The 16,222-nt window shown below is 69.4% G+C and carries 12 protein-coding genes and 1 pseudogene; 4 read left to right on the top strand and 9 right to left on the bottom strand.

The features are described 5' to 3' along the window. Window positions 1-499: 499 nt before the first annotated feature. Window positions 500-976, top strand: coding sequence for a hypothetical protein (locus GAS53_RS10235; protein WP_151477168.1), 477 nt, complete (start codon window positions 500-502; stop codon window positions 974-976). Window positions 977-1,103: 127 nt separating this feature from the next. On the opposite strand, the gene GAS53_RS10240 is transcribed toward GAS53_RS10235, so the two are convergent. The 6 genes from GAS53_RS10240 to aspS all read right to left on the bottom strand — a co-directional run bounded on the left by GAS53_RS10240 (window position 1,104) and on the right by aspS (window position 8,078). Beyond that, complete coding sequence (locus tag GAS53_RS10240) at window positions 1,104-1,469, bottom strand: cupin domain-containing protein (protein WP_151477169.1); 366 nt, start codon at window positions 1,467-1,469, stop codon at window positions 1,104-1,106. Window positions 1,470-1,614: 145 nt separating this feature from the next. Then, a complete protein-coding gene (locus GAS53_RS57575) occupies window positions 1,615-3,474 on the bottom strand; it encodes a carbohydrate-binding domain-containing protein (RefSeq protein ID WP_263974121.1) in 1,860 nt (619 codons plus the stop codon). Further along, on the bottom strand, window positions 3,471-4,259 hold the full coding sequence (locus GAS53_RS10250; RefSeq protein WP_151477170.1) for a polyphosphate polymerase domain-containing protein: 789 nt from the start codon (window positions 4,257-4,259) through the stop codon (window positions 3,471-3,473). Before GAS53_RS10250 ends, GAS53_RS57575 begins: the two co-directional genes overlap by 4 nt. Next, window positions 4,256-4,930: a DUF4956 domain-containing protein gene (locus GAS53_RS10255; RefSeq protein WP_151477171.1), complete on the bottom strand. Its 675-nt coding sequence runs from the start codon at window positions 4,928-4,930 to the stop codon at window positions 4,256-4,258. Before GAS53_RS10255 ends, GAS53_RS10250 begins: the two co-directional genes overlap by 4 nt. A gap of 257 nt (window positions 4,931-5,187) precedes the next feature. Further along, window positions 5,188-6,150: an intradiol ring-cleavage dioxygenase gene (locus tag GAS53_RS10260; protein WP_151477172.1), complete on the bottom strand. Its 963-nt coding sequence runs from the start codon at window positions 6,148-6,150 to the stop codon at window positions 5,188-5,190. Between the two features lie 164 nt (window positions 6,151-6,314). Further along, window positions 6,315-8,078 carry an aspartate--tRNA ligase gene (aspS, locus tag GAS53_RS10265; RefSeq protein WP_151477173.1) on the bottom strand — a complete coding sequence of 588 codons (1,764 nt, stop codon included), beginning with the start codon at window positions 8,076-8,078 and terminating at the stop codon, window positions 6,315-6,317. Between the two features lie 245 nt (window positions 8,079-8,323). On the opposite strand from aspS, the pseudogene GAS53_RS10270 reads away from it, so the two are divergent. Next, window positions 8,324-10,475, top strand: a pseudogene (locus GAS53_RS10270) (SpoIIE family protein phosphatase); the annotation flags it as partial. On the opposite strand, the gene GAS53_RS56195 reads toward GAS53_RS10270, so the two are convergent. Then, window positions 10,441-11,640: an AI-2E family transporter gene (locus GAS53_RS56195; RefSeq protein ID WP_151477175.1), complete on the bottom strand. Its 1,200-nt coding sequence runs from the start codon at window positions 11,638-11,640 to the stop codon at window positions 10,441-10,443. The pseudogene GAS53_RS10270 and the gene GAS53_RS56195 overlap by 35 nt on opposite strands. Window positions 11,641-11,849: 209 nt before the next feature. On the opposite strand from GAS53_RS56195, the gene GAS53_RS10280 reads away from it, so the two are divergent. Then, window positions 11,850-13,217, top strand: coding sequence for a cytochrome P450 (locus GAS53_RS10280; RefSeq protein WP_151477176.1), 1,368 nt, complete (start codon window positions 11,850-11,852; stop codon window positions 13,215-13,217). A 147-nt stretch (window positions 13,218-13,364) separates the two neighbouring features. Here GAS53_RS10280 and GAS53_RS10285 read toward each other — a convergent pair whose 3' ends face one another. Both GAS53_RS10285 and GAS53_RS10290 read right to left on the bottom strand, forming a co-directional pair. Then, window positions 13,365-14,792, bottom strand: coding sequence for a condensation domain-containing protein (locus GAS53_RS10285; RefSeq protein ID WP_151477177.1), 1,428 nt, complete (start codon window positions 14,790-14,792; stop codon window positions 13,365-13,367). 176 nt (window positions 14,793-14,968) lie between these two features. Next, a complete protein-coding gene (locus GAS53_RS10290) occupies window positions 14,969-15,154 on the bottom strand; it encodes a hypothetical protein (protein ID WP_151477178.1) in 186 nt (61 codons plus the stop codon). Between the two features lie 394 nt (window positions 15,155-15,548). Here GAS53_RS10290 and GAS53_RS10295 point away from each other — a divergent pair, with 394 nt between their 5' ends. Continuing rightward, window positions 15,549-15,791 carry a hypothetical protein gene (locus tag GAS53_RS10295; RefSeq protein ID WP_151477179.1) on the top strand — a complete coding sequence of 81 codons (243 nt, stop codon included), beginning with the start codon at window positions 15,549-15,551 and terminating at the stop codon, window positions 15,789-15,791. Window positions 15,792-16,222: the final 431 nt, after the last annotated feature.

The raw sequence follows: 16,222 nt of genomic DNA on the forward strand, positions 1-16,222 counted from the left end.
CTGGCGCAGCGCGAAGAAACAGGAAGCCACGGAATCCTCACCGAAACCGCTGCCGCGTAACGGCACAGCAACCGGCAGGGAAGGCCAGAATCCTCGGGCATCAGCCCAAGGAGCATGTCAAGAACTCGCCTCGCGCCTGCGCGTCCAGGGGCGTCATCACACCGCCCACGCCCTCGTCCGGGCGGGGCTCGACCAGGCGGCCCCGGACGACCTTCTCTTCGTACAGCCGTGGGTGTACCGCTGGGGCCTGCTGTTCGAGTTTTCGATCACGTCCTACTGGGTGGGGGACCCCGCCGCCTCGCTCCGGGCATGCGACCGCCTTCTGGCGATGCCGGACCTGCCCGACGCGTACCGCAGGCAGACCGTGACCAACCGGGGGTTCGCCGAACGGCGCCTGGCAGTCCTCCGGGACGTGGGATCCGTCATGGCCGAAACCTGAGGCCGGTTCGTTACGAGCCCCGGCTGTGGCCTGTCCACAATCCATCCGTATGGTTTCGCCATGGCAGTACCCGAGGTCATCCCGATCGCCTACGAACCGCGCCACCGCACCGAGGCCATCGGTCACTACGCGGAGGGGCAGTTCCTGGGGTCGGTCACATACGCATTTCCCGAGGGGTTCCGTCCCGACGACGGCTGGGAAGAGCACAAACGCCTCTACACGGTGCTCCACACCTTCGACGCCGAGGGCCACTACCGCGACTCGGAGATCTGGTGCTCGGGCACCTGGGCCGATCAGCAGCGCGCCCCGCACGGCCCGGACTCGGTCCTCGCCCGGGCCCAGGCCCACCTGGCGAAGCTCCTCAGAAGCCTCCCCCGGCGCAGATACACCGACATCGCGATCCGCCCCTTCCGACTCACCGTCGACGGTGTGCTGTTCGGCCTGCTGACCGGCGAGGACGAGGGCGGGCCCTGGGCCGAGCTCTACCCGGACCGACTCGGTTTCGGCCCGCCCTGGGACGGCTTGTACGAGACCTGAGCAGTACTCCTCGCTTTCACAGCAGCCGCGCTCCTCACTTCCACAGAAACCGCGCTGCTTCCACAGAAACCGCGCTCCTCACTTCCACGGAAGCCGCGCTCCTCGCTTTCGCAGCGCGCGACCGCGGTCAGCCCATCTGCGCCTTGACGTGGTCGATGACCTCGTTGAACTCCTTCGCCGGAGAGAAGTCGATGTACTCGCAGTCCTCGAGCGCTTCCGGTACGTGACCGGGCGCCCAGTAGAAGGCCTGTCCCTCCTCGTAGATCTCTTCGCCCGCCTTGGTGCGCATCTTCAGCCGCCCCTTGAACAGGTATCCCCAGTGGGGGCACTGGCACTGGTCGTCGGGCAGGCCCTTCACCGCCGGTGCCATGTCCGTCCCCTTGGGGAACCGCACGAAGGCGACGGCCATGTCTCCGCCGACTTCCTGCGTGCGCAGCTCCACACCGTTGCCTTCGATGGCGACGGGGGTGTCATTCCGCGTGGTTGCCGTCATGATTCCTCCACGGCCGTTCCGCTACGGGCTCTCGGGAATCTCCGTCTCCGGAATCTCTGTCTCGAGGTTCTCCGCCTCCCTCCAGTCTGACCCCGCCGGCTACGGAGTGCGACAGCTCGTTGGTGCGGGCCATGGTCACGCGTTCCTACCCGCGTCCCCCGCCGAAGCCCCCCTCCGGCGCCTCCCCGGCCGTCACCGTGGCGATCTCCTCCGCCGAGCCCAGGTCACCCGAAGCCGTCAAACCCCCTGTGCCGGTGCCGGACTTCGTGCCGCCCGAGTAGATCTTGTACTCCTCGCCGCTCTTGATCGCCGAGGACGAGTGGACGACGTTCTGGATGGACTTCGACGTGACGTACGTGGCGACGACCTTGCCGTCCGAATCGACGACGTGGAGGGTCGTGTCGGCGGGGACCGTCGAGTCGAGGGTCGCGGAGAGCCAGCCCTGTTCGGAGTCGGTGGACGGGGCCACGGCCATGCCCGCGCTGCCGGCGGCGAGGAGGGTGCCGCCGCTGATGGTGAAGTCGCCGTTGACGTCGAGGGCGCCGTTGCCGCCCTCTTGAGGGCCGTTGACCACGACCGTACCGCCGGTGATCTCTGCGGTGCCGTTGGAGTCGAGGCCGTCGCCCTCGGAGTCGATGACGAGCGTGCCGCCGGTGACGGTCAGCTTGTAGTCGCCCACGTCCTCGCCACCGCCGCCTCCGCCGCCCCCGAAGCCGCCTCCGCCGCCCGAAGTCCCCGTACCGCCGGCCGCGTTGATCCCGTCGTCGCTCGAACGGATCTCCACCGTGCCGCCGTTCACGGAGATGTCGGCGCCCTCCACGCCCTCGACCGCCGACGTGATCTTCAACGACCCCTTGTCCACGGTCAGGTCACCCTCGGCATGGGCGCCGTCGTCGCCGCTCGCGGCCGTCACCTTCGCGCCGTTGACGTGCATCGCGCCGTCGCTGTGGACGGCGTCGTCGGAGGCGTCGACCGAGACGCCGCCGCCCTCCAGGACGTTGATCACGCCTGCCTTCAGCCCCTTGGTGGACACGTCGTCCGACGGCTGCGTACCGCTTCCGCCGCCGCTCTCGAGGGCCAGCATGCCGCCGGTGACCACCAGGTCGGTGGCCGCGTCGACCCCGTCGCCCCCGGCGGTCACCTTCAGCGTCCCGCCGCCGACAGCGACGTAACCGGAGTCCGTGTCCTCGGAGTTGTCGGCCTTGAGGCCGTCGCCACCGGCCGTGACGGTGAGCTTCCCGCCCTCGACGATCAGGTAGTCCTTGCCGCGGATGCCGTCGTCCGCCGCGTCCACGGTGACCGTGCCGGAGGCGATCACCAGGCCGTCCGTGCTCGCGATGCCGTCGTTGCCGTTGCCCCGCACGGCGAGCTTTCCGTCGCCCGTGATCGTCAGGTCGGCTGCGCTGTGGAGCGCGGCGTCGGCCTCGGCGTCGTCGGCGTACGAGTCGGCGTCGCTGAGCGAGTTCTCGCTGCCGGCGGCGAGGATCACGACGGCCTCGTCCGCCTCGGTGATGTCGATCGCCGCGCCGGAGGAGTTGGAGATCTCCACCCCGTCGAGCACCAGCTTCACCTTCTCGTCAGGGGCGTTGACGACGATCCGGCCGTCGGAGAGCGACCCGCTGATCCGGTACGTGCCGCCGGCGGTGATGGTCACCGTGGAGCCCTTCACGGACGCCCCGTCCCCGTCCCCGCCCCCGCCGACGGACGCGGAGTCGCCGTTCAACTCGATCGCGACGGCGTCCGACTCCTCCCACTCACCGTCGGAATCCTCGGCGTGCGATTCCTTGTTGTCGGCGAGCACGGCGGCCGCGGCCTGGCCCCCGTCCACGGCGGCCGACGACCCGCTCGTACCCGAAGAACTCGACGAGGAGGCGGAACCGGAGTCGCTCCCCGACGAACACCCGGCCAGCGCCGCCGTGGCGAGCACCAGCGAGGCGAGGGCACCCACCGCCCTCGTACGAAACGCCTTCGTACGAAGCCTTCGTGTTCTCATGCGCGTACTCATGCCGGACTCCCGTCAAGTGCGGTCGGAAAGTGGCGCCGCAGTACGGGCAGCCAACGGTTGGAAGGAAGGTCGGGGCGCAGGGCGGCGAGCCCGGTGCCGTACTTCGACACGGGGCAGGGCCGGTGCTTCAGCGACCAGAGCAGCCGGTCGGCGCCCGAGCCCGCCCGGCCCGCCTTCGTCTCGACGATGGCCCGGTCCGGGGTCCGCAGTGCGGTCCCGTCGGGCAGGGCCCAGGTCAGGCCGGTGTCGACGGTCAGGCGGCTCCCGGTGGCCGGGAGGAAGAGCGTCGTACGCCGGTAGTACGTGGTCAGCGCGGGTACGAAGCGGAAGCGGCCGGAGTTGATCCCGGCCTCGGCGAGCACCGTGTCGGCATACGCCCGGACGTCGGGCCCGAGCCGCCGGACGTCCCCCTCGTACGGGATGCGCTGCTTGACCGTGGTGCCTCGCGGGCCCCTCGTCTTGACCTCGAAGTAGTGCCGGCCGGAGTCGAGATACGTACGGATCCGGAGCTTGAACCGCCGCCGGCGGCGCCGGGCAGCGCCCAGGTACCCGTCCATCTCCGGGGTGTCGAAGTACACGGACCGGTACGCGAACTCCCGCGCGCCGTCCACGTCCAGGACCCTCGTGTCCTCGTCGAGGCCGCCCAGGACGAGGGGCAGATCGGCGACCGGCAGCATGTACTTGCGGTCCAGCCGGGTCAACAGCGAGGCCTGCGCGACGAGTTCGTCGAGCCCGATCGGCCGCAGCGAGCCGACCACCGGCCCGACGGAGTCGAGGGCTGTCATGCCCGGACTCCGTGCCCGGTAGGGGAGCCGGTCCGACCGGACTCAGGCCCGACCCCGACCCCCACCCCGGACCCGGACTCGGACCCGGACCCGGACTCGGACTCGGACTTCAGCCTGGCCGCCGGTGAGGCGGAGGCCACGTACCGGACCTCGACCAGGGTCGTGTCATTGACCAGGTCGATGCCCTTGACCGACAGGTTCACCACCCGCCCGCCCAGCAGCACTTGGAGGTGCGCGCGCAGGGCCTCCTCGTCGGTGTACGCGGAGTCCAGCCGCAGCTCGCGCTGCCGGTGGCGCGGGAACAGCCGGGGGTGGTCTCCGACGAAGAGCGTGGCCACGACGAGCATCATCAGCCCGGCGTGGAGGACTCCGACGGACTCGGAGAGGCCGGCCAGCAGTCCGAGGGCCAGCGCCGAGAAGTAGTACGCGATCTCCTGGTGCGCGATCTCGTACGACCGCAGCCTGATGATCGACAGGACCCCGAACAGGCCCATTCCCAGGCCGATTCCGACCGACGTGGACCCGAGGATCATCGCCACGGCCAGCACGCCGACGTTCACCCCCAGGAACGCGGCCATCAGGTCCCGGCGGTGGTGGCGCGGAAAGTAGATACCGAAGGTCAGTACGGAGATGGCGACCAGATCGGCGACCACGAGAAGCAACCGGTCCATGTCAGTCGTCTCCCTCGGATCTGCCGTCTTCGCCGGCGTTGAATGCGCTCATGCCAACGACAATCCCGGGCCCTCCTGTGAACCTCCTTTGCGTCCCCTTAAGGGAAGTTGAGAAGTCCAAAACAAAAACGGGGGGTGAACGCGACCAGGAGGGTGAACGCGGCTACGGGCCCCGAAGGGGCGCGGGGAACTGCGCGACCAGCCACGATGGCGCCGCAGACGATCGACGGCACATCGCGGCACTTCCAGCGGAGCGCCTAGGTCGACGCGGAAGCCCCCGGCTGCACCGCGTCACCCGTGCCGTCGTGTGTCGCCTCCGGGTCCACTCCCATCGTGATGGTGCCGATGACGCCCTTCGCGATGTCCTTCTTCTTGTACTTGAGCTTGAGGAGACCGCCGGTCGTGCCGGACTGGTCGTAGATCGTGTCCTCGGTGAGCGTCGTGCGCTCGGTGGTGCTCGTGGAGTACGGCTCGACCTCGGCGGAGGCGAGGACGGACTCCTCGTCGAAGAAGAACTGGCCGGTGTGGCAGGTGTTGCCGCCCTCGTAACCGGCGTCGGTCCAGCTGCCGTTGACGTGCACCTTGGTGTGGATGTGGACGCAGCGGCCCCGGTACCAGCCCGGGAAGATCGTCTTGAAGGTGACGAAGCCCTGCTTGTCCGTCTTCCACGTGCCGCGCAGGTAGCGCTTGTCGTCGGTCGGCTCCTCGTGGCTGCCACCGCCGCCGCCCGCGGGCGGGGATCCCGTCGGCGTACCGGACGGGACGTCGGTGGGCGTTCCGCTGGGCGGCGTGCCGCCGCCACCTCCGCCGGTGGAAAGGTCCTCGTAGCCGGAGTAGAGGCCCAGCGCGTCGCAGTGCCAGATGTCGACGGCGGCGTTCCTGATCGGTTTGCAGGTCTCGTTGTCGATCACCTTGAGGCGGAGGGTCAGTGGGATGCCCTCCTTTTCCTCGGTGATGTCCTGCCGGATCTTGTCCGCGTCGATGTAATACGGGCCCTCGGTGGTCTCCGAGGTGAGCTTGTAGCACTCCTCCGAGGAGGTGGAGGAGGCGGTCGGCGATACGCCCTTGCCGGTCTTGCTCGTCTGGCCCGCGTTCGCGGTCGCGGCGATCGTGCCGCCCACGCCCACCGCGACGACAGCCGCGCCACCTGCGACAACGACCTTGCGCCTCGTGACGTCCCGCTTGTGTTTCGGCCCTTGGGCCGTCTGGTTTTCCGTCATGGGCATGGAAGTTAGATAAGAAGGCTGTCAGCAGCGTGGGAAAGGACTGTGCTTTCCCCAGCTTTCCCAGCGAAGGCGAAAGGGGCTCGAAATCGACGTCGATTTCGAGCCCCTTCCCAAGGGAATTCAGGTAAGCCTTTCCTTACCCAAACCCCTCGTTGTCCTTACTTCGGTTGCGGCTTCCGCACCGAAAGATGCAGCTCCCGCAAGCGCGCCTCCTCCAGCTCCGTCGGCGCGCCCATCATCAGGTCCTGCGCGTTGCCGTTCAGCGGGAAGGCGATCGTCTCCCGGATGTTCGGCTCGTCGGCGAGGAGCATCACGATGCGGTCGACGCCCGGGGCGATGCCGCCGTGCGGCGGGGCGCCAAAGCGGAAGGCACGGAGCATGCCCGCGAACTGCTCCTCGACGGTCTCACGGTCGTAGCCCGCGATCTCGAAGGCCTTGATCATGATGTCGGGCTCGTGGTTCCGGATCGCGCCGGAGGACAGCTCGACGCCGTTGCAGACGATGTCGTACTGCCAGCCCAGGATCTCCAGCGGGTCCTGCGTCTGCAGGGCCTCCAGACCGCCCTGCGGCATCGAGAAGGGGTTGTGCGAGAAGTCGATCCTGCCGGTCTCCTCGTCCTTCTCGTACATCGGGAAGTCGACGATCCAGCAGAAGCGGAAGACGTTCTCCTCGAAGTGCCCGGCACGCTTGGCGGCTTCCACCCGCACCGCGCCCATGATCTTCGAGACCTCTTCGAACTCGCCCGCGCCGAAGAACACCGCGTGGCCGGCCGACAGCGACAGGCGCTTCGTCAGCTCCGCGACGTTCTCCTCGGTCAGGAACTTCGCGATCGGGCCCGTCAGCGAGCCGTCCTCGGTCACCCGGACCCAGGCCAGGCCCTTCGCGCCCTGCGAGACCGCGAAGTCACCCAGCTGGTCGAAGAACTTCCGGGGCTGTGCGGACACGTCCGGCACCGGCAGGGCGCGTACGTGCTTGCCCGCGAAGGCCTTGAACTCCGAGCCCTCGAAGATGTCGGTGATGTCGACGAGCTCCAGCTGGGCCCGCAGGTCCGGCTTGTCGGAGCCGTACTTCAGCATCGCCTCGCGGAACGGGATGCGCGGGAACGGGGACGTCACATGACGGCCGTTGCCGAACTCCTCGAACAGCTCCGTCATCAGCTTCTCGATCGGCTGGAAGACGTCCTCCTGCTCGACGAAGGACATCTCCACGTCGAGCTGGTAGAACTCGCCCGGCGAACGGTCCGCGCGCGCGTCCTCGTCACGGAAGCAGGGCGCGATCTGGAAGTACCGGTCGAAGCCCGAGATCATCAGCAGCTGCTTGAACTGCTGCGGAGCCTGGGGGAGGGCGTAGAACTTGCCCGGGTTCAGGCGCGACGGTACGACGAAGTCGCGGGCGCCCTCCGGGGAGGTGGCGCTGAGGATCGGCGTCGCCATCTCGTTGAAGCCCAGCGCCGTCATCTTGTGGCGGATGGCCGAGATGACCGACGTACGCAGCAGGATGTTGCGGTGCATGCGCTCGCGGCGCAGGTCGAGGAAGCGGTACTCCAGGCGCCGCTCCTCGTTCACCCCGTCCTCGGCGTTGATCGTGAAGGGCAGCGGGGCGGCCGCGCCGAGCAGCTCGACCTCGCTCACCTCGACCTCGATCTCGCCGGTCGGCAGGTCCGCGTTCACGTTCTCCGTGCCGCGCGAGACGACCTTGCCGTCGACGCGGACCGTCGACTCCTTGGAGAGCTTGTCGAGGGCCTCGTACGCGGGGGTGCCGGGGCGGGCGACGAGCTGCGTGATGCCGTAGTGGTCGCGCAGATCGATGAAGAGGATGCCGCCCAGGTCTCGGCGATTGTGCAGCCAGCCGCTCAGCCGGACGTCGGTGCCGACGTCAGAGGCGCGGAGCTCGCCGCAGGTGTGGGACCTGTACCGATGCATCGTCGTTCATCCAGTCTTCGCGGATCGGGGGCTGTTTCACGTGGAACGTCCGGGCCGAGACCCGGATCCCCCAAGGGTACCGGCCGCCCCAAGATCGCCGTCCGCAATAGTTGCCGGAGTTCGGTGGGCGTGGTGCGAGCGCGAGCTACGGGAGCCCCGTGGGCGCGGTGCGAGCGCGGGATGCCCACCCCGCGCCTCACCTGCCTCAGTGGCACCGTTCGTTCACCTCTTCATACAGTGGGTCAATGCGCACCGGTGATCCCCTTCCCTCTGTAGGGGACGTCCTCGCCACTCTCGCCACCGGCCTGTGGAGGTGGGACGACGCTGCCGGGAAGGTCACCCTCGACGCCGAGGCTTCCCGGCTCCTCGGCCTGCCCGCGGAGCCGACCGTACTCACGGAGGCGGGCGCACGCGCCCGCTTCCACCCCGTCGACTGGAACGAGGTCAACGGCGTCGTACAGCTCGCCGCCGCCGAGGGCACGCTCGCCGAGCTGCGCCTGCGGGTCATGGACGAGCAGGGCCGCGTGATCCGTACCGTACGCAGCCGCTCCAAGCCGTCGTTCGACCGCCAGACCGGTACGTACCAGCTGATCGGGACCCTTCAGGAGGTCACCGAGCCGCCGCCGGGCACCGCCGCGCGTACACCCGTGACGGGTGACTGGCGGCGCTCGCGTGAGGCGTTCCTGCTGGACGCGGGGCGGGCGCTGGCCGAGGCGCGGTCCACGGAGGAGGTGCTGCGGGTCGCGGCCGGCCTGTCGATGCCCGGCTTCTCGCCGGACGGGCTCGCGGTCTTCGGCGCGGAGGGCGACCGGCTGACGGTCATCGGCCACCACGGGCACAGGCCGGGGGACGAGGACCCGTTCTCCCACATGCCGCTGGACACGGACTATCCGGCCGCGGAGGTCGTACGCACGGGCCGTGCCGTCTATCTCTCCTCGCCGGACCACTACCGCGGCCGCTATCCGGCCGCCTGGCCGCTCGCCCAGCACTTCGGCCGCCAGTCCTGGGCGTTTCTGCCGCTCACGGTCGCGGGGCGCACGATGGGCGCGTGGATGGCGGCCTTCACGTACCCGGTCACGTTCACGCCGGACGAGCGCTCCGTGCTGACGACGGTGGCGCGGATGCTGGCCCAGGCTCTCTCGCGCGCCGGGCTCGCCGAGTCCGAGCGGGAGCTCACGGACGGCCTCCAGCGCTCGATGCTGCCCACGCTGGGGCCGCAGATCCCCGGGATGAGCGTCGCGGCCCGGTACGTGCCCACGGGCGGCGGGCTCCAGGTGGGCGGCGACTGGTACGACATGATCCCGCTGCCCGGCGGCAGCTCCCGGACCAGCCCGGGAGGAGGCCGCTTCGCCCTTGTCATCGGCGACGTCCAGGGCCATGACGTACGCGCCGCCGGGCTGATGGGCCAGCTCCGGATAGCGCTGCGGGCGTACGCCTCCGAGGGCCACCGCCCGGACGCGGTCCTCTCACGCGCCTCGCGCTTCCTGTACGGGATCACGTACGACGAGGAGATAACCGACCTGCGCTTCGCGACCTGCCTGTACGTCGAGGTCGACCCGGAGAGCGGAGTGCTCGAGATAGCCAGGGCCGGGCATCCGGACCCGGCGATACGCATGGCCGACGGGACCGTGCTGACCCGGCCCACCGCGGGCGGGCTGCCGCTCGGCATCGACCCGGACGCCGACTATCCGACGACGCGGCTCGTCCTGGAGCCCGGCGAGACCATGCTGATCTGCACGGACGGGCTCATCGAGACCGGCGGACACGACCTGGACACCGGCTGGCACCGTATCCGCAAGATCCTGGAGAACCACGACGGCGACATGGAGGCCCTCGCCGACGCGCTGGTCCAGGCCGTGCACGGGCCCTCCTCGCACCACACGACCGGGCCGCTGGTGGACCGCCGCGAGGACGACATAGCGGTGCTGCTGCTGTGCCGATCGGGGGAGGGGTGCGGTTGCGACGACACCCTGACCGAGCGGCCGGCCGTACGCCGCACCGTCGTGACCGTCGCGCAGGCAGAGCACGAGCGGGTCGCGGGAGCCAGGCAGCAGCTGCGGGAGTTCCTGCACGACTGGGCCTCCGCCGACCAGGTCGACTCGGCGGTACTGCTGGTCTCCGAGATGGTCACGAACGTACTCGTCCACACGGACGCGGACGCGCTGCTCGTCGCCGAGATGACGGGCCAGGCGGGGTCCCGCCGGATGCGGATCCACGTGACGGACGGAAGCGACGACCTCCCCCACAAGCGTCATCCCGGCGAAATGGCGTCCTCCGGGCGGGGTCTGGTGCTGATGGAGCTGCTCGCGGACGCGTGGGGGGTGGATCCGCGTGGTGAGGGGAAGAGCATCTGGTTCGAGCTCTACGAGGAGGGGTCGGAGTCCGGCGAGGAGGGGGAGCCGGGGGGTTCCGGGGGCTCTGGAGTTTCCGGGGGTTCCGGCGTTGCCGAGGATTCCGGGATTGCTGAGGACTCCGGGGAGCCCGGAGCATCCGGAGTGGTCGGGGTCTCCGAAGACGCGTAACGCACTCTCAGTTCCGCGACCACGCCGAACGCCGCCGCCGTCAGCGGCACCGCCAGCAGCATCCCGAGGACCCCCGCCACCGACGCGCCCGCGGTGATGGCCAGCATGACGACGGCGGGGTGCATCTGGACGGTCCGGCTCTGGATCATCGGCTGCAGCACATGCCCCTCGAGCACCTGCACGGCCAGCACGACGCCCAGCGCCCACAGCGCGATCACGAAGCCGCGGTCCGCGAGGGCCACCAGGATCGCCACCGCACCGGAGAGGAAAGCGCCCAGATACGGGATGTACGCGCCGACGAACACGAGCGCGCCGAGCCCGACCGCCCCCGGTACCCCCAGCACGACCAGCCCCACGGTGATGCAGATCGCGTCGATGAGCGCGATGAACGTCGTCCCGCGCATGAACCCCTCGACGGCCTGGTACGCGCGCCGCGCCATCGCCTCGACCGTGTCCCCCGAGCCCTGGGGCACCAGCGCGCGCAGGGTTCCGGCCGCCCGGTGCGAGTCCCGCAGGAAGAAGAAGACGAGCAGCAGCGCGAGGACGGCCATGGCGATCGCCTCGCCCACGACGCTGATCCCGCTGATCACACCGGACGCCGCCGTCCCGCCGAACTTGCTCAGCAGCTCCTTGGCGTTGGAGGCGAGGTCGTCGAGTGAGGTGCCGGCCGCCCCGAAGTGCTCGGACAGCGACTCGGCGGCCTGCTTGAGCGAGGCGATGATCTCGTCACCGGTGTCGATCAGCGCGGCGACGACGATGTACACGGCCCCGCCCACGACGGCGACCACGGCGGCGCACGTCACCCCGGCCGCGATCGACCGGTTCACCTTCGCCCTCACCAGCCGCCGGTACAGCGGCCCGAGCAGCGCCGTCCCGAGCAACGCGAGCAGCACCGGCACCACGGCCGTCCTGAACTCCGCGCACAGCCGCACCCCGACCACCACGACACCGGTGACCAGCAGCGCGACGACACACCAGGCGGCCACGCGACGAACGGGTTCGGGCAGGAGCCGGGCGGATTCGGGAAGGAGGGGCTGCACGCCTCCACCTGACCATGCGTCAGGCGCGGCGGCGCTCCGGGAGGGCTGAAAGGGGGAGAGGCCGTCGCGGAAACGACAAGCCGAGAAGGCCGGCGGAGAAGAGCAAAGAAGGCAAGCGGAGGAGAAGGCCGACGGAGAAGACAACAGGACAGACACAGGACGGATCAGGGGGAAGCTGCCCCGCACACGGGTGCGCGATGATGGCGGCCATGGCCGCCATCACTGAGATACCAGGGCCCAAGGGCCTCCCTCTGCTCGGCTCGGCACTCGATCTCCAGCGCGACTCGCTGGACGCCTTTTTGCGCGCCCGGCGGGAGTACGGCGACGTGGTCCGCATCTCCGCCGGCCCACCGGGACTGCGTACGGTGCTGCACTGCGTCTTCTCCGCGGAGGGCGCCCAGCAGGTCCTGGCCTCGCAGGCGGCCAACTTCCGCAAGGACAACCAGTTCTACGAGGAGCTGCGGTTGTCCGCCGGCAACGGCCTGCTCACCAGCCAGGACGCCGACTACCTCCGCCAACGCCGTCTGATCCAGCCGCTGTTCACCAAGCGTCAGGTGGACGGCTACGCCACGGCGGTGACACTGGAGGCCGACGGCACGGTGGAGCGCTGGCGGGACGCCCCCGACGGCGTGGTCGACGTGGTCCGGGAGATGGACCGCCTCGCACTGCGCACGGTTTCGCGCATCCTCTTCGGCGCGGACGTCGAGGCCGCCGTCGACGTCATCCACGACAACTTCCCCGTCATCAGCAAGTACGTGACGCTGCGCGGCTACTCCCCCGTCAACCCGCCGCGCTCCTGGCCCCTCCCGGCCAACCGCCGGGCCGAGGCGGCGACCCGAGCGGTCTACGCGATCTGCGACCGGATCATCGCGGAGCGCAGGGCGGCCGAGGCAACGGGCCCCACCACCGATGACGACCTGCTCTCCCTCCTCTCCCGGGCGAGCAGCGAGGAGGACGGCAGCCTCGACGCCGACGAGCTCCGCGACCAGGTCCTGGTCTTCCTGCTCGCGGGCCACGAGACGACCGCGACCTCCATGGCCTTCGCACTCCACCTGCTCGCCCGGCATCCCGAGGCCCAGAAGCGGGCCCACGCGGAGGCCGACCGGCTGCCGTCCGGGCGTACCCCCTCGGCCGCCGACCTCGACGAACTCCCGTACCTGACGAGGGTGCTGAAGGAGGCCATGCGGCTGTACCCGGCCGCTCCGGTGGTCGGCCGCCGGTCGGTCGAGGCCGCGGAGGTCGGCGGACACCTCATCCCCGCCGGCGCCGATGTCCTGGTCCTGCCCTGGGTCACCCACCGCCACCCGGACCTGTGGGACGACCCGGAACGCTTCGATCCCGACCGCTTCACCCCCGACCGAGAGGCGGCCCGGCACCGCTACGCCTGGTTCCCCTTCGGCGGCGGCCCCCGCGCCTGCATCGGCCAGCACTTCTCGATGCTCGAGTCCGTACTGGCCGTGGCGGCCCTGCTGCGCTCGTACGAACTGGAGGCGCTGGACACGGAGGTCCCGCTGGCGGCGGGGATCACGCTCCAGGCGACGGGCCCTGCGCGGGTGCGGGTGCGGGCCCGTACGTAACCTCCGTAGCCTCAGCGACTGGCGCCCCGCGCGAGGATCACGGACGCGTTCGTCCCAGGGGCGGGGCAGGCCGTCGAGCCCTTCCTCGTCCACCAGTGGCCCAGACCCTGCTTGTCGGCCACCGCCGACAAGCAAGGTGTCGCGGATTCACCCGGCAAGATCGTGTGATGCCAGTTCACGGAAAGCACGTTCCTCGCGGGCCACTGTGAGGATGACGTCCCGCAACCGCTCGACGTACAGCCGCATGTTCTTGTACGCGGCGTCGGTATTGGGGTAGCGGCAGGCGAACCACAGACCTTCGTGGAGTCGGTTGACCCAGACGCACACCTGGTCGCCGTAGGACACCCTGACGAGCCCGTAAGCCGTCAGCTCGGCCCAGCGCTCCGCCCCGGCGATCCCTCGCGCGTCGACGTACGAGACGATCGAGTACAGGTCGGGCGAGGTCGGGCGGAAGTCCGAGCCGAGCAGGCGCAGTACTCGGGCAAGCGGCATGCGTGCCAGCGACCTGTTGGCCTGCAGCTCGGCGCGCACGGCTTTCAGAGCGCCGGGGAAATCGGGCGCCTGGTCCATGGCGACCTCGATCGGCGCGCCGCCGACGTACCAGCCGACGGAGTCGCACCACTTCGACTTCACCCGGGTGTGGAACGGCACGACGGCGCGGTAGACGGGATGTCCGCCGATCTCGTGGACGATGAGGCTGGTGGCGGCCAGGATGCCGACGAGGCTGCCGCCGAAGGGCCGGCAGTACGACTCGAACGCCGCGGCCGTGTCCGCGTCGACGAGCATCTCGCGCATGAGTTTCTGCGTGGGCAGGGGGCCGCCGGCCTCAAGACCGAGTTGGACGGGGAAGTTGGGCAGCTTTCCGTTGCACCGCTGGATGAACTCCCGCCAGCGGCCGACGATCGCGTGCGTGTTGTCGATCCGGTCCGCGTCCGCCCGCTCGATCTCGCAGAAGTCGACGTAACTGCCGACCGGCGTCTCCTTCACGGGCCGGCCCTCGACGGCAGCCGCGTAGAGCTCGTGGATCTCCGCGGGGATGCGCTGGATGGAATAGGCGTCGACGTTGCTGTGGTCGAAGGCCATGTACACGCTGGCGCCGTCGTCCCTGATGACCGCCGCGTAGAGGAAGTTGGGCCAGCGCAGCGCGTTCGCGGCGGCGTCGAAACGGTCCTGCAGGTGCTGGACGAGCTCCGCCGCGTCGACGAAGTCACCGACCACCTCGCGGTGGAGTGACACGGCCTCGGTGTCGAGCGTGAACCGGCGCATCTCGTCGCCGTCCCAGCGGAAGCCGCTGCGCAGCGTCTCGTGCCGGAGCGTCCAGCTGCGCAGCGCGTCCTGCAGTGCGTCGAGGTCGACCCTGCCCGGGACGTCGAATCCCGTACCGAGCCAGGTCGGCACGAACAGGCCGTCCTCCCGCACGGATCGGGCGGTCCTGATGTGCGACTCCTGGACGTACGCCGGCGGCCGGGGGTCCTCCGGAAGGCCCGCCGCCGCCGTGACGGTCGCCGGACTGAGCGCCCACTCGACAAGCCGTCCGGGCCGGACCTCGCAACGCTGGATGTCGGTCATTCGCACGGGCGTCTCCGTTCGCAGTTGGAGCCCGGATCGGGCGGACCCGATCAAGGGAATGCCGCGATCGCGAGCAGAGACACCCGGAACATGATGTTTTCCCACCTTTGAGTGGATTGAGTGATCGGCGGATGTGAGCCAATCGGTCCGCCGAGCAATCCGGTGGGATCAACCCAGGCATTTCAGCCCACGAGCAGATCGCGTTCGAGAGCGCGGAGTTCCTTCGAATCCAGGCCAAGGGCCCACTTCTCGTACGCGGAGAAGAAGCCGCACTTCGAACGGAGCTCGTCGAACTGGTAGTTGAGGCCCTCGGGGCACACATAGAGGAGCGGCTCCTGGATCTCGACCCGCTCCGAGGGGAAGCGCACATCCCACCTCACCCTCCCGCCACGCCCGGGATGACTCAATGAACCGGACCGCAGCGCGGACGAGTTGCGATGAAACACCGCGAGTAACCGACCTCTCACCACCTGGCGAAAGCTCGAACCCTCCCAAGGGGAACCCTCGCCCCCAGGGCGAGCAGGCGGAGCCCCCCATCGCCAAGTAAGCCTGAAGCAGGCCCAGTTGAGTTGTCGCTGCCGCAGATCGGGCGGGCGCCACCACGTGTCCGACCCGCCCTCGACAACCCCGCATGCGCCCATGTCCCCGCCGGGACACGGGATATCCACAGCGTGGAATACCCCGGATGACTACTGCTAGTGTTCGTTCAGTCACGGTAGGCAATCAGCCTCGACGTACTGGCAATGAAGGACCGAGGGTTCCATGCGTAAGCTTCAGCAGGCCATGATCGCAGCAGTGGCGGCTGGCGGTCTGTCCGCCATCGGTGCCGGCGCAGGCACCGCCTACGCCGGCGACGGCGTGCCGCACGTGTCCGACCTCTACCGCCCCTACCAGGAGTGCAGCCCGCAGACGGTGGCCCAGAACGACATCCCGATCGGCGTGCTCGGTCTCGCCGAGAACCTCGACACCACCTGCGGCCAGTTCAACCAGGCCTTCTCTGGCTGAGGTCAGCGACGTAATCGTGCGCGACGCTTTCCGCGAGCCCCTCGGGGTCACTCCCCGAAGGGGCCCGTTCATGTGCGGGGTGGGGCGGCCTGGAGCGCGAGGCCGCTCCGCCGGCCCGCCCGCGTTCACGATGACTCTGAAATCCGGCGCGTCGATGACCGGTTGCCGGCATTTCGGACTGGCTTGCCGTAGCCATGAGGAGTCCTGCAGAGCGGCATCCGCCAGTCGCGCGACCTGAGCCTCGAAGTCCTTGGCGAGGTCGGGCCGCTCAACGGCGTACTGGGCAACGTGTTCGGCAGCGAGGGTCCGCAGAGCGCCCGGACCGCACCGATCGGCTCGGGCACGGACTGCAGCAAGAGCGCCTTCAGAGCAGTGCCTTCAGCAGGTCAGCCCTTCAACTTCGTAAGCGAAACGGACCCGAACGTCCCGGA

The organism is Streptomyces albicerus, assembly GCF_008905045.1.
In the GTDB taxonomy this organism is placed as follows: domain Bacteria; phylum Actinomycetota; class Actinomycetes; order Streptomycetales; family Streptomycetaceae; genus Streptomyces; species Streptomyces albicerus.

Excerpts from the sequence above, each read along its gene's own strand:
- aspS (WP_151477173.1), bottom strand. The coding sequence starts at position 8,078 with ATGCATCGGTACAGGTCCCACACCTGCGGCGAGCTCCGCGCCTCTGAC.
- GAS53_RS10235 (WP_151477168.1), top strand. The coding sequence starts at position 500 with ATGGCAGTACCCGAGGTCATCCCGATCGCCTACGAACCGCGCCACCGC.
- GAS53_RS10295 (WP_151477179.1), top strand. The coding sequence starts at position 15,549 with ATGCGTAAGCTTCAGCAGGCCATGATCGCAGCAGTGGCGGCTGGCGGT.
- GAS53_RS10255 (WP_151477171.1), bottom strand. The coding sequence starts at position 4,930 with ATGGACCGGTTGCTTCTCGTGGTCGCCGATCTGGTCGCCATCTCCGTA.
- GAS53_RS10280 (WP_151477176.1), top strand. The coding sequence starts at position 11,850 with ATGGCCGCCATCACTGAGATACCAGGGCCCAAGGGCCTCCCTCTGCTC.
- GAS53_RS10250 (WP_151477170.1), bottom strand. The coding sequence starts at position 4,259 with ATGACAGCCCTCGACTCCGTCGGGCCGGTGGTCGGCTCGCTGCGGCCG.
- GAS53_RS10260 (WP_151477172.1), bottom strand. The coding sequence starts at position 6,150 with ATGACGGAAAACCAGACGGCCCAAGGGCCGAAACACAAGCGGGACGTC.
- GAS53_RS10240 (WP_151477169.1), bottom strand. The coding sequence starts at position 1,469 with ATGACGGCAACCACGCGGAATGACACCCCCGTCGCCATCGAAGGCAAC.
- GAS53_RS57575 (WP_263974121.1), bottom strand. The coding sequence starts at position 3,474 with ATGAGTACGCGCATGAGAACACGAAGGCTTCGTACGAAGGCGTTTCGT.